This window comes from Mucilaginibacter humi (assembly GCF_013087555.1).
Map to the genome: position 1 here is coordinate 1 of NZ_JABFCR010000051.1, position 24,777 is coordinate 24,777.

The following is a 24,777-nucleotide window of genomic DNA, read 5'->3' on the forward strand; positions in this document are numbered from 1 at the left end:
TGATGGTGATAACTTTGAAGACTTTGACAGAAACAGTATATCTATTAATATAGAACGTAGCGATGTTAGTCAGCCGGTGTTGGTAGAAACCTTCCGCGCCAAAGGCAGTCATTATGATGACGCATTAATAAATGCACGTAACACTAAATACATATTCACGCAACAGGATTCTGTTTTAAAGTTTGACCGCTACCTACAATTTGCACCAAACGCCGGCTGGCATGACCAAAGTGTTGAACTTACTTTGAAAGTTCCATTGAATGCAACTCTGGTGATTGACCATGAGATAAACCGCTATATTAACGGCACTGTTGATATTAACGGATGTAATGAGACCAATAAAAGATCAACAGAGCTAAATTCGGCGGCATTTGTAATGACAGCCGATGGATTAGGCTGCCGAATTGATACGCTGGTTACAACGCCTGCGGCAAAACCAGATTCAACAAAAACAATAAAAGCAAAATAGTGAAGGCGTTTGCTATATATATAAGGTATATTCTGCTGCTTTGCAGCGGGCTTATATTTGCCTTATATATTAATTTAGTAACCTCATCCACAAACCGTTCACCCCAAAAAACCGCTGTAGTTAGCAGCCCTGTGCCCTTTTCTTTTTTAATGATATTGTGGCGCCATTTATACCGGCATTAAAAAGTTAAAAATAGTTTGTAACCTTTTAGCAGGTATCTGCATCTTACTACAAAAGTGTACGCTACTGCGTGGCGCACAATAATCGGGATCAACCCGGTTAGTTTAAACATCAAACATTAATAAACTATACTATTAAAAAAGAAACACAAATCTTTTAAAGGGATAATTATTGCCCAACTACACCTGCCAAACCATGAAAACAACAATTACTTATATATATTATACCCTGCTGCTTATACTTGGCACAGCCACAGCATTTGCCCAAAATGCAAAGCCGCCCGGAACAATATCCGGCAAGCTGGTAAACGACCAAAGCGCTGCCATGGATTATGCCACTATAAGTTTATTACGTGCCAAGGATTCTACAGTAGTAAAAGGCACCCTAACCAATGATGCGGGCGCTTATACCTTTGATAACATTAAACCCGGTGAATATATAATAAAAGCTACCACAGTAGGTTATACCGCTGCCATGAGTGCCGTATTTACGGTTAATACAGAGGCGGTGAACGTTCCGCTTTTAAAAACGCGTGCCAATGTTAAAGCTTTAAATACGGTTACCATAACATCTACCCGGCCATTGATAGAACGCAAGATAGACCGCACCGTAATGAATGTTGAAAACAGTGTTATGGCGGCAGGCAATACAGCAATGGAGATATTGGAGCGCGCGCCAGGTGTTACTGTTGATAAAGACGATAACATCAGCCTTAAGGGCAAACAGGGTGTTACCGTGATGATCAATGATAAATTGACTTATCTAACCTCTACACAACTGGCCAGCCTTTTACGCTCGACAGACGGCACTACTATACAGTCTATCGAGATCATTACCAATCCATCAGCCAAATACGATGCTGCGGGCAACTCCGGCATTATCAATATCAAATTAAAAAAGAATAAGCAGGCTGGCACAAACGGCAGCGCAACTGCAGGCGTTGGCCGCAATAGCCGCGTAAGGGATAACCTGAGCCTTAACTTAAATCATAAACAAGGTAATCTTAACCTATTCGGCACTTTTAGCCATGGTGATAATCCGCGTTACCGCGATTTTGGTATTGAGCGCGTTATTACAAATGGGGGCACCAACACCTATTTTAGCCAGGTATCGCAAATGCCGCAAACCAACCACTATAATAACTTTAATATTGGTGCCGACACGGATTTAACCGCCAAACACACCATCGGTGTAGTAGTAAATGGCTATAAAAACTCTGAGAACGATGGTAATTATAACCATACCAATATTGGCAGGCAGCCTGGCGTGGCCGATTCGTCATTAACTACCAACTCCGTAATTAACCAGTCGTATAAAAATTATGCTATCAACCTTAACGATCGTTTAAAGCTGGATACCCCGGGACAGGAATTGAGTGTTGACCTGGACTACTCTAAGTTTAACAATAACACTAATGCCGATTATAATACCGATTACTTTTTACCTGACGGCACTAAACAGCACGCACCATTATTATTGCGCAACCAAACTCCCTCTACTATTGAAATTTATAGCGGCAAAGCCGATTACGCCAAACCGCTAAGCAAAACGGTTAAGTTTGAAGCAGGTGTGAAGTTTAGCAGCGTAAAAACGGATAATGACTTGCAGGCACAGAAATCAAACGGCGGAGATTATTTTAATGATGCATCGCGCTCTAATCGTTTTATTTATACCGAAAAAATTGATGCGGGTTATGTAAACTTGAACAAACAATATAAATCTGGCTCGATACAGTTAGGTGTACGTACCGAGTATACGCAATCAAACGGTAACCTACTGGGCAGCACACCGGTTGACCGCAGTTACCTTAATTTCTTCCCAAGTGTTTTCATTAATCAAACACTGAGCAAGAAAAACGAGCTTAACTTTTCATACAGCCGCCGGATAGACAGGCCAGGCTATGATGATCTAAACCCATTTATATATTATCTCGATCCTTATACCTATTCAGCCGGTAATGCGTTTTTAAAGCCGCAATACACTAATAATTTTGAGCTGGGTTATGTTTACAACAAAACTATCGAAGTAACCGTAGGTTATAGCAAAACAACCGATGCCAACGTAGAGCTGATATTAACCCGGGGCAATAAATCGTTCGAGACACACCAAAACCGGAAACACAAACCGGTTATAACATTAATATATATTCGCCTTATAACATTTTTAACTGGTGGACAGGCAGCTTTAATTTTAACGGCTTCTATTTGGGCTTTAAATCAAACGGTATAAATGGCGGCAATATTGATAATGGCCGTAAGGCATTTGTTTTCAAGACTACACAAAACTTATTATTCGCCGGCTTTAAAGGCGAGATCAATTTTGATTATCGATCAGCCTTAACCTATGGTATATTTAATATATTTCCAAGATATAGCGTAAGTACGGCAATTGGCCGGTCATTCAACAATAAGAAGTTTAACGTAAAGTTAGGCCTGGACGATATTTTCAACACCCTGCGTAACGATATCAGCAGCCACGAACTGACCAATAACTTTATGGTAAGACAAAAAAGCGATACCCGTTTGCTTAAACTTAATATTACCTACAACTTTGGTAACTCTTCGATCAAAAAACGACAACACCGCACCGGAGCAGAGGACGAAGCCGGAAGGGTAAGCGGTAATAATTAGTTTGCAGTTATTAGTTTGCAGCTGGCACAAACCTATTCAAGCCGACTGCAAACTATTTACTGCCAACTGACCTACTGCACCATAAACACTGCGTTACTAAACAATAACTTCCCATTCTCCCAAAAACTGCGGAACAATGGATCGTCAACCATATAAACAACCGAGCCGCGGCCCATATTTTGAACGCCGAGCAGCAAGCCGTCTTTGATTTTATCTTTAGCTTTTTCGCCAACGAAGCCGGCAACATAAGCATCCTTTTTAATAGTGCCTACGTTCCAGTCGCCGTCGTCCATCAGCTTATAAATATCATCGCTTAGCTTAAGCGAGTAATAATAACCCGGATAGCCAAAACCCAACGGATGGGTATTATCCAGGTTGATCTTATAAATAGCACCGGCCACGCGGGTTTTGATCGATTCACGGTCGCGGTCACCATATATTCTTGCTGATGGTTTGATGTGCGTGCTGTCAATATCCTTACGCTTTATATTAAAGTCTTTTTACCCGCCAACTGCTCCACGGCAGCTTGCAGTACAATTAGCTTTCCGCCATCTTTTATCCCGGTGGTTAGTTTTTCCGATGGGAAACCATCATAGTTACCATCGGGGAATATCACCACATCAAAGTCGTCCAGCTTGGTTCGGTTTAAATTGCTGTAGTTAACCAGCGACACCGGGTAGCCCAGCTGCTGCTCAAAAAAGTGCCAGATCTCGCCCATGGCTTCAGCGTTAACCTCCTGCCCCGCAACTACCATAACTTTAGGCTGATGCAGATAACGGATAGAGCTTGACCCCAGGTCGACACCCTTATCTACAAAGCCGCTGGTTAACGGGGTTAGTTCTCGGCTCGCAGCACTGGCCGCATTATGCACATCATCATCAAACGAATCGGTATTGTTGCCGGCCCTGGCTATAATAAGCGACCCAGCTCCAAACTTTTTACCCCCGCTTCAATTGGCGTTTCTACATACCGCACTTTAATGTTTTTCTTAAACAGCTCTACCAGAATTTAACATCATTTACCGATTGCCATTGGGCTACATAAGCATAGGCCCGTTGTTTGGATACAGCCGGCGGTGGCGCAAGGGTTACATCTGTTATTTTTTGTGCCGATGTTTTTAGCCCTTCCTTTAAGCTATAGGCCTGCAAGCCATAAGCGTAAGGTAACGACCAAAGCCGTAATATCATAAGTAACCGAATCGGCTACGAAGGTATTAGGTTCCAGCAGCACATGCATCAGTACCGATTTTGGCTGATAGGCGCTGATCACCATATCGCCCGTATTAATATTAAATTGCTCTGTTTTGCCCGTGAAATAGTTATAGCCGGATGCAGTTTCTTTAACACCATAGCTGTATTGAATACCGTTGCGGCGCAGCATGTCGGCCAGCGTGTTTAACTTATCTTCGTTGGTGCTTTTAATAACGTAAGCTTTATAATCGCCATCGGGCTTGGTGCGGGTGTTATCAAAGTACTTTTTAAACTCCTGCACCGCTTTAGCAGCATTGGCCGATGCCGTTTCTATCGTGCTTAAGCCGTTGGAATGGTGGTGAGCTATCCTGTCCTTTAAAGTTAAAACATCGCCCGTACGGGTAGTAATAGCCAGGCCTGCACCTATGCCGCCTTGCTCATACGTCATACCGATAGAACCGTTGTAAATAGGATAGGTATCGCCATAGGATGGGTATAGCAGATCGAATTCTTCTTTAGTAAAATACAGCCAGCCATTTTGATCGAAGTATTTAGCATTGTTTTTACCTATAGTGGTTTGAAACTGTTTTTGCCAGGCAGTTATATCTTTATGCATTGGCTCGGCAGCCGGGGCGAAATAGTAGGGTGCATTATATCCCTGCTCATGGAAATCAACATGTATCTGCGGCAACCACGAATTGTATAAGCCTACCCTTGCCTGCGTTTCTTTTTGAGTTTGCCGGGCCCAATCCCGGTTCAAATCAAAATAGTAATGATTTACCCGGCCACCAGGCCGGGGTTCAGCGTGTTCGCGTGCTGCTGGGTTAATATCAGGCGACGCACCCTTTACCGAATTATAGAAGTTAACATAGCGCTCATGCCCGTCGGGGTTCAGGCAGGGGTCTATAACCACAACTGTGTTTTTTAACCAGTTCTTAGCATTAGCATTGTCCGGATCGACCATATCAAATAAGGTTTGCATAGCCGCCTCGCTTGAGCATGGCTCGTTACCGTGTACATTATAGCTTAACCATACTATTACTGGATTTAGAGCAGCAGCGACAGGTGCAGTAGCAATATGTGAATCAGGCAAACCAGCCAGCGCTAAATTATTTTTACGGATCTCATCCAGTTTACCAATATTCTCAGTCGAGGCGATAAACATGGCTATTAAAGGTCGGCCCTCATTGGTTGAGCCATATTGTAACAGCTTAACATTTTTGGCTTCGGCGGCTACATATTTAAAATATTCGGCTATACGGTACTGGTAAGTAAACTGCGTTCCCAGCTGGTACCCTAAAAACTGAGAGGGCGATTGTATTTTTGCGCGAACCCCGCCACAGCAAAACACAACCCGATAAACAGCAATGGTAGTTTTTTCGACATATAAAGTGAAGGTAACGATTTTTGCAATTATCCACATCTGGTATTTACCAATACATATTCTCCCAAAAATCAGCACCTTTGTACATGACCCCAACCCAGGCCTTACAAAAATATTTCGGATACAGCGAGTTCAGGCATGAGCAGGAGGCTATCATTGAGCATGTTTTAAGCGGCGGCGATGTAATGGCGCTGATGCCAACCGGTGGCGGCAAGTCCTTATGTTACCAACTGCCTGCCGTTTTATTGAATGGGTTAACCATTGTTATATCTCCCTTAATAGCTTTGATGAAGGACCGTGTGGATAGCCTGAATGTGGCCGGTATCCCTGCCGCCTTTTTAAACTCAACCCAAAGCCCTAACGAGCAAGCCGACATCACCCGCAAGCTTAATAGCAACCATATTAAACTGTTGTACCTGGCGCCCGAACGTTTGTTTGGCAGCGGCAATAACCTGGTTAGCTTTTTAAAATCGCTACCTGTACCGGTGGCACAAATAGCTATCGACGAGGCGCATTGTATTTCGCACTGGGGCCATGATTTCCGCCCGGAATATTTAATGCTGGCGGGATTAAAGGATCATTTCCCAAATATCCCCGTTATAGCGCTTACCGCTACTGCTGATAAGCTGACGCAAAAGGATATCCTCGAAAAACTAAACCTTAAAAAACCGCAGATCTTTATATCTTCCTTTAACCGTGCAAACATTACGTATCGGGTTAACCCCAAGCGCAACAGTTTCGATCAGCTGCTTGATTTTTTGGAGGATAAGAAAGATGAGTCGGGTATAATATATTGTTTATCGCGAAAATCGGTTGAAGCCCTTGCTGCTGATCTTAAAGCGATAGGCTATTCGGCCGAAGCGTACCATGCCGGGCTGGATAATGCAGTAAAAGCCAAAAACCAGGAAGCATTTTTGCGCGATGATGTAAAGATTATAGTAGCCACTATTGCCTTTGGCATGGGGATCAATAAATCAAACGTGCGTTACGTGGTGCATATGGATCTGCCAAAAAATATCGAAGGTTATTACCAGGAAACCGGTCGTGCCGGGCGTGATGGTTTGGCATCGTCAGCCCTGCTGTTTTACTCGCCGGGCGATGCGATAAAATTAAAAGGCTTTGTAAGTGTTGATGGCGACCCTGAACAAACCCGTATTATGCTAAGCAAGCTGGATGATATGGCTAAATATTGCCAGCTTCCCACCTGTCGCCGTAAATTTTTACTGAATTATTTTGATGAGCCTGCGCCCGACCATTGCGGATCATGCGATGTTTGCCTGAGCGAGATCACCAAGTTTGACGGTACTTTAATAGCACAGAAAGCGTTGTCGGCCGTGTATAGGTTAAAAGAAAGATTTGGTGCTACCTATGTGATTGATTTTTTACGCGGATCAAAAAATGAGAAGATCCGCGACGACCATAAAGAACTAAAAACCTACGGCGTTGGCAAGGACATTAGCAAAGCCGACTGGCAGCGCTACCTGCGCGAGCTGGTTGCCCCGGGCTACCTGCAATTTACTCAAACCGAATATCCGGTGTTGCAGCTCACCCCTAAAAGCCCCGCTGTTTTAAAAGGTGAGGAAAAGGTAGAACTCATCGCAACGCAAATAATTGAAGAGCGCCAAATCGAAGAACTACCATTTGAGAACGATCTGCTAAGCATCCTGAAAAATACCCGCCGCGGCATGGCCGAACTGGAGAATGTACCGGCTTATGTCATCGTATCAGATGCAACACTGATGGAAATGGCCACCTATCTGCCGCAAAGTTTGATGAGCTGCGCTTTATATCGGGCTTTGGCGAGATTAAGCTGGCGCGATACGGGCGCGAATTTGTTAATCGTATAAAAACTTATACCGAAGAACGCGGTTTAAATTCAAAGATCGGCCAGAAAAGCCGCAAGCGCGAACGTAAGCCAAGGGCCGAAAGACCCAACACGCCGCGCAGTGGCGATACCCGCAGGGCAAGCCTCGAGCTGTATAAAAAAGATAAGACCATTGCCGAAATAGCCGCCGAACGCGGGCTTTCAGTGTCAACCGTTGAGAGCCATTTGAGCCACTTTGTGCAGTCGGGCGAATTGGATGTGCTGGAGATGGTACCATCGGATAAAATACCGGCCATACAGGAAGCTATTGAAGGTTATGGTGCGGATAGGCTGGCACCGCTTAAAGAGATTTTAGGCCCTGATTTTACTTATGGCGAAATTAAAGCGGTATTGGGTTGGATGAACAGAAATGAATAAATTTGGTTATTATAAGACAATGACTACCATCGAACAACTATACCAGCACTACCTTCAACATCCGCTTATCAGTACGGATACCCGTAAGATACCCACAGGTAGTATGTTCTTTGCTTTAAAAGGCGAAAAATTTGATGCCAATACTTTCGCGCAACAAGCCATTGAGGCGGGTGCGGCTTTTGCGGTAATTGATAACCCCGACTATAAGTTTAATGACCAATGCCTGTTAGTAACCGATGTGTTGACTACCCTGCAGGATTTGGCGCGCCATCATCGCAGGCAATTAACCATACCGGTTATAGGGCTTACGGGCACTAACGGCAAAACCACTACCAAGGAGCTGATAAACGCCGTACTATCACAGCATTTTACTACGCTGGCTACCCGGGGCAACCTGAATAACCACATTGGGGTACCCCTTACTATTTTAAGTATCAATGCATCACACCAAATGGCGGTGATAGAAATGGGGGCCAATCATATTAAAGAGATCGGGCTACTTTGCAGTATAGCGCAACCAACGCACGGACTAATTACCAATGTTGGCAAGGCCCATTTGGAAGGATTTGGCAGTGTTGAAGGAGTGAAGATTGCCAAAGGTGAGTTATATGACTGGTTAGCCCCGAATGGTGTGGCGTTTATTAATAGTGGCAACCCTATTTTAACTGAAATGGCCGAAAAACGCAAATTTACCGTTCCGCCTGTTTTTTATGGGGATGCTATTGATGACCTGGTAAGCGGCGAGATAACCGAGAATGCTCCATTGCTTTCTTTGCAGTGGACCAACAACAGCTCGGGCGAAAGCTATAACGTTAAAACACAACTTACCGGCGCTTATAATTTGGATAATATTTTGGCGGCGATTAGTACGGGGGTTTATTTTAAGCTATCACCCCAGCAGATCAATGCCGGTATTGAAGGTTATCAGCCTAAAAATAACCGCTCGCAAATTGTAAAGACAGCAACCAATACGCTGATCTGCGATTATTACAACGCCAACCCAAGCAGTATGATGGTAGCTATTGACAACATTGGCAAAATAACTGCCGACCGTAAAGTTTTAATTTTGGGCGACATGTTTGAAATGGGAGCTGAGGCCGCGACAGAACATGCCGCGGTTATGCAAAAAGCATTGGATACGCCGGTTGATGAACGCATTTTTATAGGACATGAATTTGAAAAAGCATACGGCTATGAACCATCAACCGCCGGCTATTGCTTATGCTACCGCCGAGGATGCTATTACCGGTTTAAAAGCCAACCCGATAAAGAATTCGACGATATTGATCAAAGGCTCGCGCGGCATGGCGTTGGAGCGGTTGGTAGAGTTGCTTTAAACTATACGCGCTTATCCTATATACAATGCAAAAGAGGCCTTCGCTATGAAGACCAAAATCAAAAAGGCGATGGAAGATCTTCCATCGCCTTTTTGATTTGGTTATTACTTATTATCCGACTTCAATACCTCGCTAACAGATTTGCCGATTGAGCCATTTGGAGCCTGTATATGTAATAAAGCAGCGACAGTTGGTGCAATATCCGTCATGTGCGTTGGCTTGCTGGTAGCGCCGTGGTTAATGCCCCAGCCCATAAATACCATTGGTATATGGGTATCATAAGGGTTCCAGGTGCCATGTGATGTACCTGTCGGCGAAACATCGCCTACACGACGGCCGCCAAGCCAGGCCGGTTTTAAAATTATTTGTATAACACCGCTATGCTCAATGTTGTAGCCATTAATTATGCGCATGCGTAGTTCCTCGGGGATATTAGCCGTAGCTGCTTTCTGCATATCAATTGCAAAGGCAACACCCGGCAGGTCCTGCAGGTATTTGATACAATCGGCCTTAATAGCGTTTTCATCAAGCCCATTTCGGTTAATTACCGCATAATTTAAATTAACCTGATAGTTGGTCAAGCCTAATACAATCTTATCCAATTTGTATTTGTCCATTAATACTTTATTCAGGTCTTTTGCGGCACCGCTTTCGTCCCATACATCTGCAGGTACGTTATGGTCACGTAAAAAGCCGGTATTATGAGCGGCACCATGGTCGGCTGATAAAAACACGGTGTACTGGCCCTTGCCAATTTTACCATCTAAATAAGTAAAGAAGGCAGCCAAGTCGCGGTCTAACCGCAGGTAAGTATCTTCAACCTCAACCGCGTTAATACCTACCGGTGGCCTATATAATCTGTTGATGATAAACTAACTGCCGGGAAATCGGTTACCGCACCCTGACCCATTTTTTCTGCATTTATGGTAGCTGTTGCCAAATCAAGCGTCATGGTATTACCAAACGGCGTACTGCGGATCATCCCTAAATTGCCTTTGTATAACTCGGATGTTTTTACCGGCAGGGTTGTCGCTGTTGCCCCTTTAAGCTTGCCTTCGTATTTGCTTTCATCCGGCAGGGTTTGCAAATAAGTGCTAACAGGGTATAACGGGTTCCAGTCTTGTTTTAAATATTGCTCAGGTAATTTCCTGGCATTAAAGTCTTTTAGCCATTGCGGCAGGTCATTCATATAATAGGTACTGGTTATCCAGTTACCACTTTTATCGTCAAACCAATATGCAGCATTGGCTGTATGGCCTGCCGGTAAGATACCGCCGCGGTCTTTTAACGCAATACCAATAACTTTCGATCGGAAATTAGTTGCCAACCTCAACTCGTCAGTAACAGTTGTAACCAGCAAATTGCGTGGCGACATTTGTCCTGCATCTGATGTACTGCCAACGGTTTGTACTGTTTTATCTTCGGCACAATACATTGATTTACCTGTTGACTGTATAATAAAATCATTACCCGCAATACCATGCAGCGCTGGTACAGAGCCGGTATAAATACTACTGTGGCCGATGGCAGTTACGGTTGGTATATAGTCGATATTAGCATTCTCACAGCTAAAGCCCTCGTTCAGCATCCTTTTAAAACCACCTGCACTGTAGCGATCATAAAAACGATACAAATAATCCCAGCGCATTTGATCAACCACGATGCCGACTACCAATTTTGGGCGCGGTAAAGTTGTTGTAGCAGCAGGAACCGTTGGTTTCTTTTTAGATTGAGCGTTAGCATTAACAGCCACACCGGCACATAACAGGAGTAACAGGTATTTAAATTTCATGTTGTAATATTAAGAAAACTCAAATATCAATAATACAATTAAAATTGTACATGAACTTTATATTAAATTAATACCTGCTATTAACTACTAAAAGTTAACAAGGCATGCTGACTGGCCGTATGCAAATCGCGCCAGGCACGGTTGATTTCCGTTTCGGTGCTGGCTGCAATTAATCCGCATAGCGGATATAGCTTATCTACCAGCTCGCGTGCGGTTATCGCCAGGCCACGGCTGCTTGCGCTTACATTATTTAATAATTCGTCTGATACGGTTTGCTCTGCGGTTATCGCCTCCCGGGATGTATCAACCGCTTCAAAAAATAATTTTCGCAGGCGGTTCATTTCTTTATTTACCATAGCCAGCGTATCAATCAAATACATTTTTTGCGGAGCGGTGAGTCGTGGGTGATTCATCCGGTCATTAAATACATCGGCACATAAATCAATAAAATGTATGGCGATGCCGGATATATTTACCGCGAGGGTAGCCTCGGCCAATTGTAAAAACGGGTAATGATATAAAGCCCCATCAACCTTAACTGCCGATGGATCAATTTTAAACTGCCGGTTATTTGGCACTTCGGTCTTTAACCTCAAAGGCATCGCTGCCGGTAGCTACCATACCAATATATTTCGAGGCCGGCAAAACGGTTACATCTTTTTTATCGAAGATAAATGGCAGTACCAATTGTTCGCCATCATCATTTAAAACCGGCTCACCATTTCTTTTTATCGCGCAATTGGCGGTGATATGTGTGGCGTGGTGCGCCCCGCTGGCGGTATTTCCAACTGCCGCTAACCCGGTAGCCGTTGCTGGTGATCTCTGCCGTTCCGCCTACCGCGCCACTACCGGCAAGGCAAACAGTATCATTATTAAATATCTGCCGGGCCACTTCAGGATCGATAAATCCACCGAACCACCCTGCGCCGCTGCAAAGGGTAACTACCCAGCCGGTACTGCCGTCGATCCAGCTGATGGCTTCCTGCAGGCGAACCAATTGCGGCAATGTTATTTGCTGGCCGGTATAAACATCAGGCACTAACAACTTAAACCAGCGTTGGTTATAAACCACTTGTAGTTGTGCAGGAGTCAACATACCCAACGCTTCCGCTTCTGCGGCTGCCGAGCGAATGATATCAGCATCCTGCGCAGTAATATGTTTTGATGGATGGGATACGCTGTGTTTCATTAGTTTGATGGATTAAGAGTTTGTTCTTTTCGCCGGTGGCGCGCCAATCGTAAAAGCCAAATATGGCCACGATGAATAAAAACAGTGTTAATGCCGAAAACAACACCAGCTGCTTTTGCCAAAGCAAGGGTATGGCGAAGATATTTGAGATGTTTAGTAAGATCCAGTTTTCCAGTTTGCGCCGGGCCAGCAGCCACATGCCCGCCCGGCGGTGGAAGACACCGGGAATCCCAAACCGGAACGGTTGACCCTGTGAAATTTTTAAGCAACAGGTAAAGTACGGCCCATCCCACAAAAACTATCAGTAAGGTAATTATCCACTCTTTACGTGTGCTCCGGGTTATTTTTACCGGCGGCTCGTTGCGTTTCTTTAGCCAGTACACCCAGCCGTAAATACTCATCACCACGTAATAAACACTCAGGGCCGATTCGGCATACAGGCCCGCCATTAGCAAAATATAAATACCGATCAGCGTTCCGGCTATGCCCGTAGGATATAACCAGATGTTATTGACCTTTGCCAGCAACACTTCGGTAATTCCCAATAAAACAGCCAGCCACTCCCACGGAGTGGTGTGCTGCACTTGTTCTTTAAAAAGTTGCAGGATATGTTGCGCATCCATAAATGAAAAGTTAAAGCTGATTAATTGGAGGATATCTCCTCCAACTAATCAGCCTAATTCAATTTATTAAAACCTAACATTTAACGACGCCGGGGGAAATTAACCGGCGCCGGGTAAAGAAGTAGTTATAGTTTTTCACAACGCCGCCTTCAATATCCGGGTAAGTAGCACCATCGCTTTGATATTTAGCGCTGAATATGTTATTGATCAGCAACCCGATACCAATGTTCTTCACACCTTTAAGGCTGAAATTATAATTCAGCCTTACATCGTTCACAAAATAACGTGGCAATGAACGGCTTTGGGTTGAGGTATTGTCAAGATATTGCATACCTACATATTTGCTGATGAACGCAATCTCGGCATTTTTACAAGGCTGGTAGCTTAAAGTACTTGCACCAATAAAATTAGGCGAGTAAGCTATATCTGTTTTAGCATAAGCGGTAGCATCCATTTTATCGGTATCGTAATTATACAGGTACTGGGTAAAGTTTTTAACTTTATTGGTGCTTATAGTAGCATTGGCTGCCCAGCTTAGCGGTTGTGCTATCTTCACTTTAAAATTAGCTTCTATACCGGCACGGTAACTGTCTTTAATATTTGTGCGGATTGCTTCACCCACATCATTAAGCGCACCGGTTAAAATCAATTGATCTTTATACAGCATATAAAAACCATTTACACCTGCACTAAAGTTAGTTTGTTGTGTGCGATAACCGGCTTCAAAATCTGTCAACTGCTCGGGCTTAGGGCGGCTTGATGGCGATGAGTTGGTATAGCTGCTGCGGTTGGGCTCGTGGTGTCCTACAGCCACCGATGCGTATATATTGCTGTTGTCGTCAACTTTGGTAGGTTATACCGGCTTTGGGATTAAAGAAATCTAACGATACCTGTTGCTGTACATTGTTCAAATTTCTATCGTAGCCTAAAAATGAGTAACCTATATGGCGGTATTGTATATCGCCATATAACAAAACATCGCCTATATGATACTCGGCGCGGCTAAACAGATTAAAATCTGTTTTTTGGCGCTATTGCGCGAATATTCATAATCCTGCGGAATATTGGTGCTTTGCTGCGTCCACTCTATATTATCATAATGGCGGCCCTTATACTCATTATAAGCCCCGCCTAACGTTATATCCAGTTTGGTATTGGGTTTATAGTTAAAGTTATAGGTTGCGCCGTAAAAATCATTATCCAGCCATAGGCGGCGTATTAAATCTGTGGTGCTTATTACCACACCACCTACTGTAACCGGCGTAACGCCATAGCTGCTTAGCGCAGCATCATTCTTGTATTCCTCATAATAACCATAGCCACGGGTATAGTGCAACGCACCGTTAAACGATAGTTTAGAGCTTAGCTGATGGTTATATAATAACTGGTAATAATTTTGATTATAATTATCAACCTGATTGCCATAATATTTGCCTGTCGAGTTGATATAACCGATCTCATTATATTTTCTATTGCCTGCGTTTACGCTATCCTCGGGCACGCCATTCCACGCCTGGTGGGTTTGTTCATATCCGCCAAAAACATTTAAACGTAACACACTTTTCCTGCCGTAATATGCGCCGCTTAAAAAGAATGATTTAAGCGTAGCTGCCGACCTGTCTATATACCCGTCCGATGTCATGTTCGATAATCTTCCATCAACACTAAAATGGTTATTTAATAACCCCGTGCCGAGCTTACGGTATTTTTAAAGTACCGTATGATCCGGCCGAGCCATTGTACTCCGCATAAGCGCTATCGCGCCGGGTGGTAGTTTGTATGTTGATACTACCACCAAAAGCCCCCGCGCCATTAGTTGATGTACCCACGCCGCGCTGCACCGGATATTATCCACAGATGAAGCCAGGTCGGGCAGATCCACGAAGTAAACGCCCTGATCTTCAGCATCATTCATAGGGATACCGTTTAGGGTTACGTTAATTCGGGTAGGGTCCGATCCGCGAATGCGTATACTGGTATAACCTACACCTGTACCCGCGTTTGATGTTACCACCGTTGATGGCGTTTGCTCCAGCAGGTACTCAAAACCGCGGCCCGAGTTGTTTTTCCCAATATCCTTTTTGTTTAAATTGGTAAAGGCCGTTGGCGAATTTGCTGAGGCACGGGTGGCGTTTACGGTAACCTCTTCGGTTAAAAAGGTATTTTCTGCCAGCTTGAACACTATTGAAATTTTATTACCACCATTAAGATGTATCGTGTCAGATACCGGGTGATAACCTAAATAAGTCGCATTAATAATAAAAGTTCCCGACCCGGGAAGGGTAACTTGGAATTTGCCATCTTCATCAGCAGATGTCTGAATAGGATGCCCTGCAACACTAATAGTAGCTCCGGGCAGTGGTCTTTTACTTGAGTTGTTTATTACCGTACCGGTAACAGAGAATTGGGCCGATGCCGGGACAGGCAGCAGCAAGGCAAATAATGCCATTAATAATTTTTTCAATTTGTTTGTTATAAAAACGTTAAACCATCTGTACACCAGGGCACAATGCACAGTACACTTAACTTATTACCTCTCCCTACGCCGGCATTACCCGGATCAGGTGCATGTAATGAGTGATGGGTGATGAGTTGTCAGTGATGAGTGTAAACTCAAAACCCATAACTCAATACTCATAACTCAATACAATGGGTTTGATCTCAGCCTGTCTTTCAGTTTGGTAAAATATGCTGCAGCGATATTTTGCTTTCCCAAAACAAGGCACCCCTTGAGAATTATAAAGGCAAAGGTAGTATTTTTTGGTAGTCCGCAAGTCGGAAAGTCAGAAAAGACCGAAAGTTCTGACTTTCCGACTTACGGTCTTTCGGACTTTCGGTCTAAAATGATACTTTTGCAAACTTTACAAAAAACGTTACCATGTTAAGAACACATACTTGCGGCGAACTAAATATCAATAATTTAGGCCAAACAGTAACTTTATGCGGATGGGTACAGAAATCTCGCGATTTGGGCGGCACAACTTTTATTGATGTGCGCGACCGTTACGGACTAACCCAATTGGTACTAAATACTGAATCTGACGCTACCCTACGCGAGCTTAGCCGCACACTGGGCCGTGAGTTTGTTATAAAAGTAAACGGCAAAGTAATTGAGCGTACTAACAAAAACACCAAGATCCCAACAGGCGAAATTGAAATTGCTGTTAACGATATAGAAATACTAAATGCGGCTAAAATTCCACCGTTTTTAATTGAGGACGAGACTGATGGCGGCGAGGAGCTAAGAGCGAAATACCGCTATCTTGACCTGCGCCGTAATCCTATCCGTAACAACTGGTGCTTCGCCATAAAATGGCGCAGGAGATCCGTAAGTATTTAGACATGCTGAACTTTATCGAGGTGGAAACCCCGGTACTGATCAAATCGACCCCTGAAGGCGCGCGCGATTTTGTGGTGCCAAGCCGCATGAACCCGGGCGAATTTTATGCCCTACCGCAATCGCCGCAAACGTTTAAGCAATTGCTGATGGTTAGCGGTTTCGACCGTTATTTCCAGATCGTAAAATGTTTCAGGGACGAGGATTTGCGTGCCGACCGCCAGCCGGAGTTTACGCAGATCGATTGCGAAATGGCTTTCATCACCCGGAAGATATCCTGAATATATTTGAAGGCTTAACGCGCCACTTGTTTAAAGCTGTAAAAGGCGTTGAGTTTAATGATTTCCCACGGATGCAATATGCCGACGCGATGCGTTTATATGGCTCAGACAAACCTGATATCCGTTTCGGGATGCAGTTTGTTGAACTGAATGATATTGTAAAAGGCAAAGGTTTGGGCATATTTGATAATGCCGAACTGGTTGTAGGCATTAATGCCAAAGGCTGCGCCGATTATACCCGCAAACAAATTGATGAGTTGACCGAGTGGCTAAAACGCCCGCAAATTGGCGCTACCGGCATGATCTATTGTCGTTATAATACCGATGGCACTTTAAAATCATCAGTTGATAAGTTTTATAATGAAGACGATTTGACCAACTGGGCTGCAGCATTTGAAGCCGAGCCGGGCGACTTAATATTAGTTTTAGCGGGTAATGCCGATAAAGCGCGCAAGCAATTAAACGAGTTGCGTTTAGAAATGGGCTCGCGCCTTGGCTTACGCGATAAAAATACTTTTGCACCGCTATGGGTGTTGGATTTTCCACTGTTAGAGTGGGATGAAGAAACCGAGCGTTATCATGCCATGCACCACCCGTTCACCTCGCCTAAACCCGAGGATATTGCCATGCTGGATACGAATCCGGGCGATGTTCGTGCTAACGCTTATGATTTGGTAATAAACGGTACCGAAATAGGTGGTGGTTCTATTCGTATCCATGACCGCGCGTTACAGGCTTTAATGTTTAAGCATTTAGGCTTTAGTACAGAAGAGGCTCAAAAACAATTTGGCTTTTTGATGGACGCATTCGAGTATGGCGCACCGCCGCATGGTGGTATAGCTTTCGGGTTTGACAGGTTATGCTCCATATTCGCCGGTTTAGACTCAATCCGGGACGTTATAGCATTCCCTAAAAACAACTCGGGCCGTGATGTGATGATCGATTCGCCATCAACCATTGCCGACGCGCAGTTAAACGAATTAAAAATTAAAACAGCGCTTTAAAACTATAATAGTTTTTAGCGTTTAACGTTAATTGTTGCTGCCGGTTTAATAAGCGTAAACTACCGGCATTTAGTAAAAAGCAATGCCCGATAATATTTTGTAGTTTTGCGCAAATGCTAAAAAATGTTAAATTTTTAAGTCATCCTGTTTTTTTAGGTATAGTTGCAAAAAAAAATCCCGAATGAAAAGATATTTTATATTAGTTACCCTGTTAATTGTTGGTTTATCATCGTGTCAAAAATATACCATTTCTGGCCTGGCTGCCACACAGGCAAGTGCCGATGATGCTAAAATACAAGCTTACATTGCAGCTAATAAACTTACGTTTACAAAAGACCCTTCCGGTATTTATTATCAAATAGTTACGCCAGGCACAGCGTCGCATCCAACAACCAGCTCATCAGTAAAAGTTACTTATACCAGTACATATCTTAATGGTGTTTCTGTTGGTAAACTTGATGGTTATACCGCACAATTAAGCTCGTTTGTAAAGGCGTTACAAATTGCAATACCTAAAATAGGCACCGGCGGCCGTATTATTGTAATAACGCCATCAGCGCTTGTGTATGGTAGTGCCGGCGCTGGTGATATTCCGGCTAATTCGGTACTTAATTATACTGTAGATTTAAACGGTTTTTCTAACTAACAGGGTTATTGCGTTTATCTTCTGAAATGAAAATCATGAACATGAAAAAATATTTTTTATTTATTTGCCTTTTTACCATTGTCTTATCCTCATGCCGTAAAATAGTTGATGATACCGTATTTGACGCTTCTAAACAAGCTGTAGTTGACGATCAGGCAATACATGATTATTTTTTATTAAGGGGCCTGCCTCTTCCTGCTAAAGATCCATCCGGCTTATATTATGAGGTAACTAATCCAGGCACAGGCGCACACCCAACTATAAACTCAAATATAAGCGTTGGTTATTCGGTTTACAGCCTTGATGATGTAGAATTACAGTCGTTTCCGAGCTTTTATTCTGCACTTAAAGATCGTATAGAAGCCTGGCAAATTGGCGTGCCTAAAATTGGGAAGGGGGATCCATAACATTATATGTCCCTTCCGGATTAGGTTTTGGCAACAGCGGCAATGGCGTTGTATCTGCTAATACCGTAGTGATCTACAAGATAACTTTACAGGGTTTTAACAATTAGGCTGGTTAATTAACCTTTTTAAACTCGTAAGGGTCGGCCTCCACAAAATCGGCTACTTTAACTTTTACCCCGGTAATTTTCCCGTTTTGGAAATTAAAAGGAAAAACGGTTTTACCGTATATCGGGTCTGAAAAAGTTGCAAAAAACCGGTGCCCGCCAATAGGTTGCAGTTTCACAAACATTTTAGGGTGGTGTTCAAACACGGCTTCCAGGTCGTTATTTTCGCCCCGGCTAATAACCATACTCCCATAAAATTCATTAACATACGTGCCGGTATAATTAGCTATTGGCGAAGCAGGCTGTAAGTTCAATGCAACAGAGTCGCGCCACGTTTTATACACTTTTTGCTCTGCAGCCATATTACTTTTAAAAGAGCTTAAATAAGCCTCGCTATAATTGCGGTATGGCAGTTTAAAGTAGGCATCCATAATTTCCCAGCGCAAAGCTTCATAAAAAGCATTTTGGTCTGTATTGGTTAAAATGATAATACCCGGGTGCTCTTGCGGTACTAAGGTAACCGACGATACATAACCGCTTACGCCACCATCATGCATCACTATACGATGACCGGCGTAATCCTGCAAAAACCAGCCTAAGCCATAAAGTTCATAATTGGTTTCACCATTTAAGTGGCGTATGCTTCCCACAATATCCTGCGGTGCACGGGTTGCCAGTATCGCCGCGTCCGGTATTACCTGCCGTGCGCCCACTTTACCATTGTTTAATAAGGCCAATACCCATTTACTCATATCGTTTATTGAAGACGAGATACTGGCCGCCGGGGCCAACCCATCCAATTGCGCGTAGGGGATTGCGCTAAGGCGCTCATCAACCAAAGTATGGGCCACGGTTCTGTTAAATGATTTTGGCATATCGGCCGTTAGCGCCAATGTATTCATCATCCCCAATGGGGCAAAAATATTTTGTTTTAAATACATTTCCCGAGGTTTGCCCGGTAGCTCGCTGAATAATCTCGCCTGCTGTTAAAAAAGCGGCATTTGTATAACCCCATTTTGTACGGAACGGATAGGTGGCTTTCATGCGCCCCAGGCGATCGATGATCTGCGCCCGGGTAAGATCTGTATTATAGAAAGTAAAGTCGCCCTCGAAGGTTTTAAAGCCTAAACGGTGGCATAACAGGTCCCGGATGGTCGTCATCTCACCCGCCGGTTTGTTTTCGAGCCTGAAAGTTGGGATATATTTAGTTACATAATCGTCCAGCGATAGTTTTTTTGATCCTGTAACATAGCCAGCGCGGTAGCGGTAAATGCTTTGGTATTGCTGCCTATCATAAACAAGGTGTTCTCGTCAACTTTTTCGGGCAGGCCAAGTTCTTTAATACCGTACCCTTTCATCAGCACCACATTATTATCTTTTACAATACACACGGCAACGCCGGGGATGCGCCAGTTGGTTAGCGCCCGGTTTATATATACATCAAGGCTGTCTTTTAAAAATGACGTCCGGCTTACAACTTTGGGCATGGGTTATGGTTATAAACGATACAAAACAAAGTAACAAAAAGAGTCTCTTTCTCATATAGACGGCAAATTAATAGGTGTACGGATAGCACCTGTATATTCCTTTAAAACTACTAATTTAACGTAAAAAAACCGGCGCATTTTATTTATCTGAAACATTTGTTGACGCACCGCAGATTTAACCCGGAAGGCTTAAATTATAACCCAAACAAAAGCCCCCGATAAATCGGAGGCTTTATATTACGTTTATACTTGGGCTTAAAAGTTTATATCATCGCTTTCTGCAATCTCATCGCTTTTAACTCCGTTACGGGGAATGCTTCGTGCTCAAAATCTGTTTTACGTCCAAGCATGGTAAAGTTTTCAGCAACTACCTCGGTAGTATATTTTTTAACGCCTTCTTTATCCTCGAAACTGCGGGTGCGCAATTTGCCTTCAATATAAACCAATTTGCCTTTTTGTAAAAACTTAGCAGCCACATCAGCAAGGCTGCGCCAAAGTACAATATTATGCCACTCTGTTTGTTCCACCTTCTTACCATCCTTGTTAAAAGTTTCCGATGTAGCTAAAGGAAAACTTGCAACAGATACTCCACCTTCTAATTGGCGCACTTCGGGGTCTTTACCCAAATGGCCAACTAATATTACTTTATTTATTCCAGACATAGGTTTAAATCAACCGGGTTGTTAATAGTCGGGGATAAAATTAAATATTTATTTCTAATTTAAAAAATTATCTAAAAATATAAAAATAGGCTTTGGCAGGGGTAGTTCTTCTATTTTTTCTACTTTTATGAAAACCCAATTTGGCTTTATTGCTATAGATTGTATATCCAAACTTATAAAACGTATATACAAATGCTGGTGGGTTAACACGTGCTTTTTAAATTCAGAAACCCCGGTTACTTTAATATTTTCTCCAAAATACTTAACAGTATCCGGGATAATTAATAACTCCTCAAGCGTAGAAGGCGCTGTGGTTTCAATCATTGGCAGGTCATACATATTTGCCCATATGTCACTCTCTGCACGTTTGTTCATTAAAATGTTATCGCTGTCAGCAATTAAAAAGTAATTAAAATAGCGCTGCTTTATTTTAACCTTGTTAATTTTTACCGGCAGCGCTGTGGTTGCATTATGTGTAAATGCATAACAACCTGTGCGCACCGGGCAAATGCCACAGGCCGGATTTTTAGGCTTGCAAAGCATTGCCCCAAACTCCATCATAGCCTGATTATGCAGTGCCGGGTTTTGCCTATTAAGCAAATCATTTGCTGTGGTTTGGAAGATCTTTTTACCGGTTGTACTATTAATAGGCTCACTAATACCAAAATAACGGGCAATAACCCGGTTAACATTGCCATCAACAACCGCGCGCTCCTCGTTTGCTGCAAATGACGCTATTGCGGCTGCAGTGTACTCGCCAATTCCGGTTAGTTTTATTAGTTCGTCGTACTTTGTAGGAAATTGGCCATCGTATTCCTGCTGCACAATTCTGGCTGTCTTTAACATATTACGCCCCCGCGAATAATAACCCAGGCCCTGCCATAGTCTTAATACTTCTGTTTCATCAGCAGCGGCAAAATCACTCACTGTGGGGTAGGCTTCAACAAACCGGTTAAAATAAGGCAGGCCCTGTTCAACCCGAGTTTGTTGTAATATCACTTCAGACAGCCAAATAATATAGGCATCAGTGGTGTGGCGCCGGGGCAGATCGCGCTTGTTTTCATTATACCATTTTACAAGCTCAGCAGAGAAATCCATGTGCCGCAAAAATATAGGATTAAATAGTTAAATGTGTGGCGATTGTAAAGATTATGCATCACTTTTTACGCTGCGGAAAAAAAAATACGCTAATTATTTCGCTCTTTAGTAATAAAGCAATACTTTTGCAACCCCAAATAAGTTAAGTAATTACAAATAAAGTAAAGTAAAATCAGATATGACTAAAGCAGAAATTATAACTGAAATCTCATCTAAAACAGGTATTGAGAAGGTTGATGTACAAGAAACAGTTGAGGCATTTTTTAAGGTTATTAAAAACTCAATGGTTGGTGGTGAGAACGTTTATGTAAGAGGGTTTGGTAGTTTTGTTGTTAAAAAAGAGCTAAAAAAACTGCGCGTAACATTTCAAAAAACACTGCTATAATCATCCCTGAGCATTTTGTACCAAGCTTTAAACCAGCTAAAACTTTTGTTGAGAAAGTAAAAACAGGTAACAAAACAGCTAAAGCATAATTACCAAAAATGAATAAGAAACAAATAGTTGTAGGTGTAGTAGTTGTGGCTATTATGGGCTATTTGTATTCATTACCGGTAAAAGGTTTAATAAAAGCAAGCCAAACACATGATACTGCCCGGGCTGCCCCGGCAGGGAAAGCAGTATCAAGTGTTACAGTGGCTACCGTATCAGAACCGGCTAAGACGGCCATAGGCCCGGCATTATCGGCTAAGATAAATGAACTGGAGGGACAGTTAGCAAATGCATCTACAGATGCTGCGAAGCTGCCAATAGAAAAACAATTAGCTACCCGTTGGGACGATGTAAATCAACCCGCGCCGGCAGCATTTTACTACCAGGCCGTTGCCCGCAAGGAAAACAGCTCGGATACCTGGTTAAAAGCGGGCAACCGTTTTAACGACGCTTTTAAAATAACGCAGGACACCGCGGTAACACCGGCATTTATTACAGGTGCCGTTGAAGCGTTTACAAATGCATTAAAACTTAAACCACAAAGCCTTGAAGGTAAAACAGGTTTAGGTGTTGCTTATGTAAACGGCGGAGCCAGCCCAATGCAGGGTATAGCGCTGTTACGCGAGGTTATTGCACAAGATCCTGAAAACATTAACGCGAACCTTAATTTGGGTTTGTTTTCGATGAAATCAGGCCAGTATGACAAAGCGGTACAACGCTTTAAAACAGTTATTTCAAAAAAACCTGATTTTGAGTCATACTTTTATCTGGCAGAAACGTATAAGCAGTTGGGCCAGAAACCAGAAGCTATTGCAGCTTATCAAAAATGCAAGGAATTGATGCCCGACCCGGTTTTTGGTCAGCGCATCGACCAGTATATTAAGGAATTAAAAAATTAACACATTAAAAAATTATTATTATGCCCAGCGGTAAAAAACGTAAAAGACACAAAATGGCTACCCACAAACGCAAAAAGCGTTTAAGAAAAAACAGGCATAAGAAAAAATAAGCACTGCTTTTTAGCACCTTATTTTTCTGAGTTTTAGCGCCGTAATGGCGCTTGCAGTATGTTTTTTACCCCTATAGTAAAAATTCAGTTCCCGCATATATCGGGATACTGTTAAAGAAATGGAGTAGCAGTTGATAAAAGAATTAATTATCGATTCATCCCCTAACGGGGCTACTATTGCATTATTACAGGATAAACAACTTGTAGAACTACATAAAGAGCAAATCAGCAACAATTATACTGTTGGTGATATATACCGGGCCGGATCAAAAGATCATGCCCGGGTTAAACGCTGCTTTTGTTGATGTAGGCTATGAGAAGGATGCATTTTTGCATTATCTTGATCTTGGCCCGCAGGTGCAAACGCTCCTTAAGCTGGCTAAGCAAGTGCGTGGTGGAAGTTACCAGTCTAAGCTTTTAGACAACTTTAAGCTGGAGGAAGATATAAACAAGGGAGGAAAGATCTCTGATATATTAACCAAAAACCAACTTATACCTGTACAGATAGCCAAAGAGCCTATATCAACAAAAGGCCCCCGCTTAAGTTCAGACCTGTCTATAGCCGGAAGGTATGTGGTTTTAGTACCTTTCTCTGATGTTATATCGATATCTAAAAAGATAAAGAGCAACACGGAGCGCAATCGGCTGCGCAAAATTATCGAGAGTATTAAGCCCAAAAACTTTGGTGTTATTATCCGTACCGTATCAGAAGGTAAGGGCGTTGCAGAAATGCAAAAGGACCTGCTTGACCTGATATCGAAATGGGAAGCCTTCATGACCCGCCTGCCATCGGTAGAGCCGGCCAAGAAAGTTTTAGGCGAAATCGGCCGTACCTCAACTATCCTCAGGGATATCCTGAACCCGGATTTTCAAAATATCTACCTTAACGATAATACCTTGTATGAGGAGGTTAAGCAATACGTCAGAGATATATCGCCCGACCGGAAAACATTGTTAAGCTGCATAAGCATAAAGAGCCTTTGTTTGAGCACTACGGTGTAGACAAGCAAATAAAAGGCGCTTTTGGTAAAACGGTAAACCTTGCCGGCGGCGCTTACCCGGTTATTGAGCATACAGAAGCCCTGCACGTTATTGACGTTAACAGCGGTAACCGTACTGCCAATAAAGAAAACCAGGGAAGAGAACGCCTACCGGGTAAACCGCGAAGCAGCTAAAGAAATTGCCCGCCAGCTTAGGCTGCGCGATATGGGCGGTATTGTGGTGATCGACTTTATCGACATGCACAAACCAACCAATCGTAAGGACCTGTTTGATT

At 43.2% G+C, this 24,777-nt stretch carries 22 protein-coding genes and 7 pseudogenes; 12 read left to right on the forward strand and 17 right to left on the reverse strand.

The features are described from left to right. From HK413_RS10915 to HK413_RS19995, 3 genes and pseudogenes are all read left to right on the forward strand, one after another. Nucleotides 1-469: pseudogene (locus HK413_RS10915) on the forward strand (hypothetical protein); the annotation flags it as partial. A 375-nt stretch (nt 470-844) separates the two neighbouring features. Further along, nucleotides 845-2,878 (forward strand): TonB-dependent receptor domain-containing protein, encoded by a 2,034-nt coding sequence (locus tag HK413_RS10920; protein WP_175270190.1) that lies wholly within the window; start codon nt 845-847, stop codon nt 2,876-2,878. After that, nucleotides 2,809-3,279 carry an outer membrane beta-barrel protein gene (locus HK413_RS19995; protein WP_317169500.1) on the forward strand — a complete coding sequence of 157 codons (471 nt, stop codon included), beginning with the start codon at nt 2,809-2,811 and terminating at the stop codon, nt 3,277-3,279. Before HK413_RS10920 ends, HK413_RS19995 begins: the two co-directional genes overlap by 70 nt. 71 nt (nt 3,280-3,350) lie before the next feature. Here the strand turns inward: HK413_RS19995 and HK413_RS18055 are convergent, their stop codons facing one another. From HK413_RS18055 to HK413_RS18070, 4 genes are all read right to left on the reverse strand, one after another. Continuing rightward, nucleotides 3,351-3,680, reverse strand: coding sequence for a hypothetical protein (locus tag HK413_RS18055; protein ID WP_246230332.1), 330 nt, complete (start codon nt 3,678-3,680; stop codon nt 3,351-3,353). Between the two features lie 83 nt (nt 3,681-3,763). Beyond that, complete coding sequence (locus HK413_RS18060) at nt 3,764-4,150, reverse strand: hypothetical protein (protein ID WP_246230333.1); 387 nt, start codon at nt 4,148-4,150, stop codon at nt 3,764-3,766. A gap of 127 nt (nt 4,151-4,277) precedes the next feature. Further along, nucleotides 4,278-4,427, reverse strand: coding sequence for a hypothetical protein (locus HK413_RS18065; RefSeq protein WP_246230335.1), 150 nt, complete (start codon nt 4,425-4,427; stop codon nt 4,278-4,280). Then, nucleotides 4,414-5,931, reverse strand: coding sequence for a M14 metallopeptidase family protein (locus tag HK413_RS18070; protein ID WP_317169496.1), 1,518 nt, complete (start codon nt 5,929-5,931; stop codon nt 4,414-4,416). Before HK413_RS18070 ends, HK413_RS18065 begins: the two co-directional genes overlap by 14 nt. 8 nt (nt 5,932-5,939) lie before the next feature. Here HK413_RS18070 and recQ point away from each other — a divergent pair, with 8 nt between their 5' ends. The 3 genes from recQ to HK413_RS10940 all read left to right on the forward strand — a co-directional run bounded on the left by recQ (nt 5,940) and on the right by HK413_RS10940 (nt 9,584). Further along, on the forward strand, nt 5,940-7,700 hold the full coding sequence (gene recQ / locus HK413_RS10935; RefSeq protein WP_217452257.1) for a DNA helicase RecQ: 1,761 nt from the start codon (nt 5,940-5,942) through the stop codon (nt 7,698-7,700). Nucleotides 7,701-7,858: 158 nt separating this feature from the next. Next, nucleotides 7,859-8,095 (forward strand): helix-turn-helix domain-containing protein, encoded by a 237-nt coding sequence (locus HK413_RS18075; RefSeq protein ID WP_317169501.1) that lies wholly within the window; start codon nt 7,859-7,861, stop codon nt 8,093-8,095. Then, entirely contained in the window at nt 8,088-9,584 is a 1,497-nt protein-coding gene (locus HK413_RS10940; protein WP_246230337.1) for a UDP-N-acetylmuramoyl-tripeptide--D-alanyl-D-alanine ligase, read from the forward strand. The genes HK413_RS18075 and HK413_RS10940 overlap by 8 nt, the downstream gene beginning before the upstream one ends. Here HK413_RS10940 and HK413_RS21300 read toward each other — a convergent pair. From HK413_RS21300 to HK413_RS18090, 9 genes and pseudogenes are all read right to left on the reverse strand, one after another. Continuing rightward, nucleotides 9,537-10,220 carry an alkaline phosphatase family protein gene (locus tag HK413_RS21300; protein ID WP_317169497.1) on the reverse strand — a complete coding sequence of 228 codons (684 nt, stop codon included), beginning with the start codon at nt 10,218-10,220 and terminating at the stop codon, nt 9,537-9,539. The genes HK413_RS10940 and HK413_RS21300 overlap by 48 nt on opposite strands. A gap of 50 nt (nt 10,221-10,270) precedes the next feature. Next, nucleotides 10,271-11,224 carry an alkaline phosphatase family protein gene (locus HK413_RS21305; RefSeq protein ID WP_317169498.1) on the reverse strand — a complete coding sequence of 318 codons (954 nt, stop codon included), beginning with the start codon at nt 11,222-11,224 and terminating at the stop codon, nt 10,271-10,273. Between the two features lie 80 nt (nt 11,225-11,304). After that, on the reverse strand, nt 11,305-11,802 hold the full coding sequence (locus tag HK413_RS10950; protein ID WP_175270192.1) for an acyl-CoA dehydrogenase family protein: 498 nt from the start codon (nt 11,800-11,802) through the stop codon (nt 11,305-11,307). A gap of 137 nt (nt 11,803-11,939) precedes the next feature. Then, nucleotides 11,940-12,413, reverse strand: a complete 474-nt coding sequence (locus HK413_RS10955; RefSeq protein WP_175270193.1) for an acyl-CoA dehydrogenase family protein — start codon at nt 12,411-12,413, stop codon at nt 11,940-11,942. Beyond that, complete coding sequence (locus tag HK413_RS20000) at nt 12,361-12,612, reverse strand: nicotinamide mononucleotide transporter family protein (RefSeq protein WP_262886889.1); 252 nt, start codon at nt 12,610-12,612, stop codon at nt 12,361-12,363. The genes HK413_RS10955 and HK413_RS20000 overlap by 53 nt, the downstream gene beginning before the upstream one ends. 85 nt (nt 12,613-12,697) lie before the next feature. Beyond that, nucleotides 12,698-13,036, reverse strand: a pseudogene (locus tag HK413_RS20005) (nicotinamide mononucleotide transporter family protein); the annotation flags it as partial. 73 nt (nt 13,037-13,109) lie between these two features. Continuing rightward, nucleotides 13,110-13,868, reverse strand: a pseudogene (locus HK413_RS18080) (TonB-dependent receptor domain-containing protein); the annotation flags it as partial. 150 nt (nt 13,869-14,018) lie between these two features. Further along, complete coding sequence (locus HK413_RS18085; protein WP_246230341.1) at nt 14,019-14,678, reverse strand: hypothetical protein; 660 nt, start codon at nt 14,676-14,678, stop codon at nt 14,019-14,021. A gap of 66 nt (nt 14,679-14,744) precedes the next feature. Beyond that, complete coding sequence (locus HK413_RS18090; protein ID WP_246230343.1) at nt 14,745-15,500, reverse strand: carboxypeptidase-like regulatory domain-containing protein; 756 nt, start codon at nt 15,498-15,500, stop codon at nt 14,745-14,747. Between the two features lie 414 nt (nt 15,501-15,914). Between HK413_RS18090 and aspS the strand changes: the two are divergent. The 3 genes and pseudogenes from aspS (at nt 15,915) to HK413_RS10980 (ending at nt 18,711) form a co-directional block, all read left to right on the forward strand. Continuing rightward, nucleotides 15,915-17,658: pseudogene (gene aspS / locus HK413_RS10970) on the forward strand (aspartate--tRNA ligase). 181 nt (nt 17,659-17,839) lie between these two features. Next, a complete protein-coding gene (locus tag HK413_RS10975; RefSeq protein ID WP_175270194.1) occupies nt 17,840-18,304 on the forward strand; it encodes an FKBP-type peptidyl-prolyl cis-trans isomerase in 465 nt (154 codons plus the stop codon). Between the two features lie 41 nt (nt 18,305-18,345). Then, nucleotides 18,346-18,711: an FKBP-type peptidyl-prolyl cis-trans isomerase gene (locus HK413_RS10980; protein WP_175270195.1), complete on the forward strand. Its 366-nt coding sequence runs from the start codon at nt 18,346-18,348 to the stop codon at nt 18,709-18,711. 112 nt (nt 18,712-18,823) lie between these two features. Here the strand turns inward: HK413_RS10980 and HK413_RS10985 are convergent, their stop codons facing one another. The 4 genes and pseudogenes from HK413_RS10985 to mutY form a co-directional block, all read right to left on the reverse strand. After that, nucleotides 18,824-19,720, reverse strand: coding sequence for a serine hydrolase (locus tag HK413_RS10985; protein WP_246230345.1), 897 nt, complete (start codon nt 19,718-19,720; stop codon nt 18,824-18,826). Beyond that, a pseudogene (locus HK413_RS10990) lies at nt 19,674-20,302 on the reverse strand (serine hydrolase domain-containing protein). The gene HK413_RS10985 and the pseudogene HK413_RS10990 overlap by 47 nt, the downstream one beginning before the upstream one ends. Before the next feature lie 263 nt (nt 20,303-20,565). Next, nucleotides 20,566-20,964, reverse strand: coding sequence for a single-stranded DNA-binding protein (locus HK413_RS11000; protein ID WP_175270198.1), 399 nt, complete (start codon nt 20,962-20,964; stop codon nt 20,566-20,568). Between the two features lie 54 nt (nt 20,965-21,018). Further along, nucleotides 21,019-22,062 (reverse strand): A/G-specific adenine glycosylase, encoded by a 1,044-nt coding sequence (mutY, locus tag HK413_RS11005; protein WP_175270199.1) that lies wholly within the window; start codon nt 22,060-22,062, stop codon nt 21,019-21,021. Between the two features lie 178 nt (nt 22,063-22,240). Between mutY and HK413_RS11010 the strand changes: the two are divergent. The 3 genes and pseudogenes from HK413_RS11010 to HK413_RS11020 form a co-directional block, all read left to right on the forward strand. After that, a pseudogene (locus HK413_RS11010) lies at nt 22,241-22,536 on the forward strand (HU family DNA-binding protein). A 9-nt stretch (nt 22,537-22,545) separates the two neighbouring features. Next, nucleotides 22,546-23,391, forward strand: coding sequence for a tetratricopeptide repeat protein (locus HK413_RS11015; protein WP_175270200.1), 846 nt, complete (start codon nt 22,546-22,548; stop codon nt 23,389-23,391). Between the two features lie 241 nt (nt 23,392-23,632). Continuing rightward, nucleotides 23,633-24,777, forward strand: a pseudogene (locus HK413_RS11020) (Rne/Rng family ribonuclease); the annotation flags it as partial.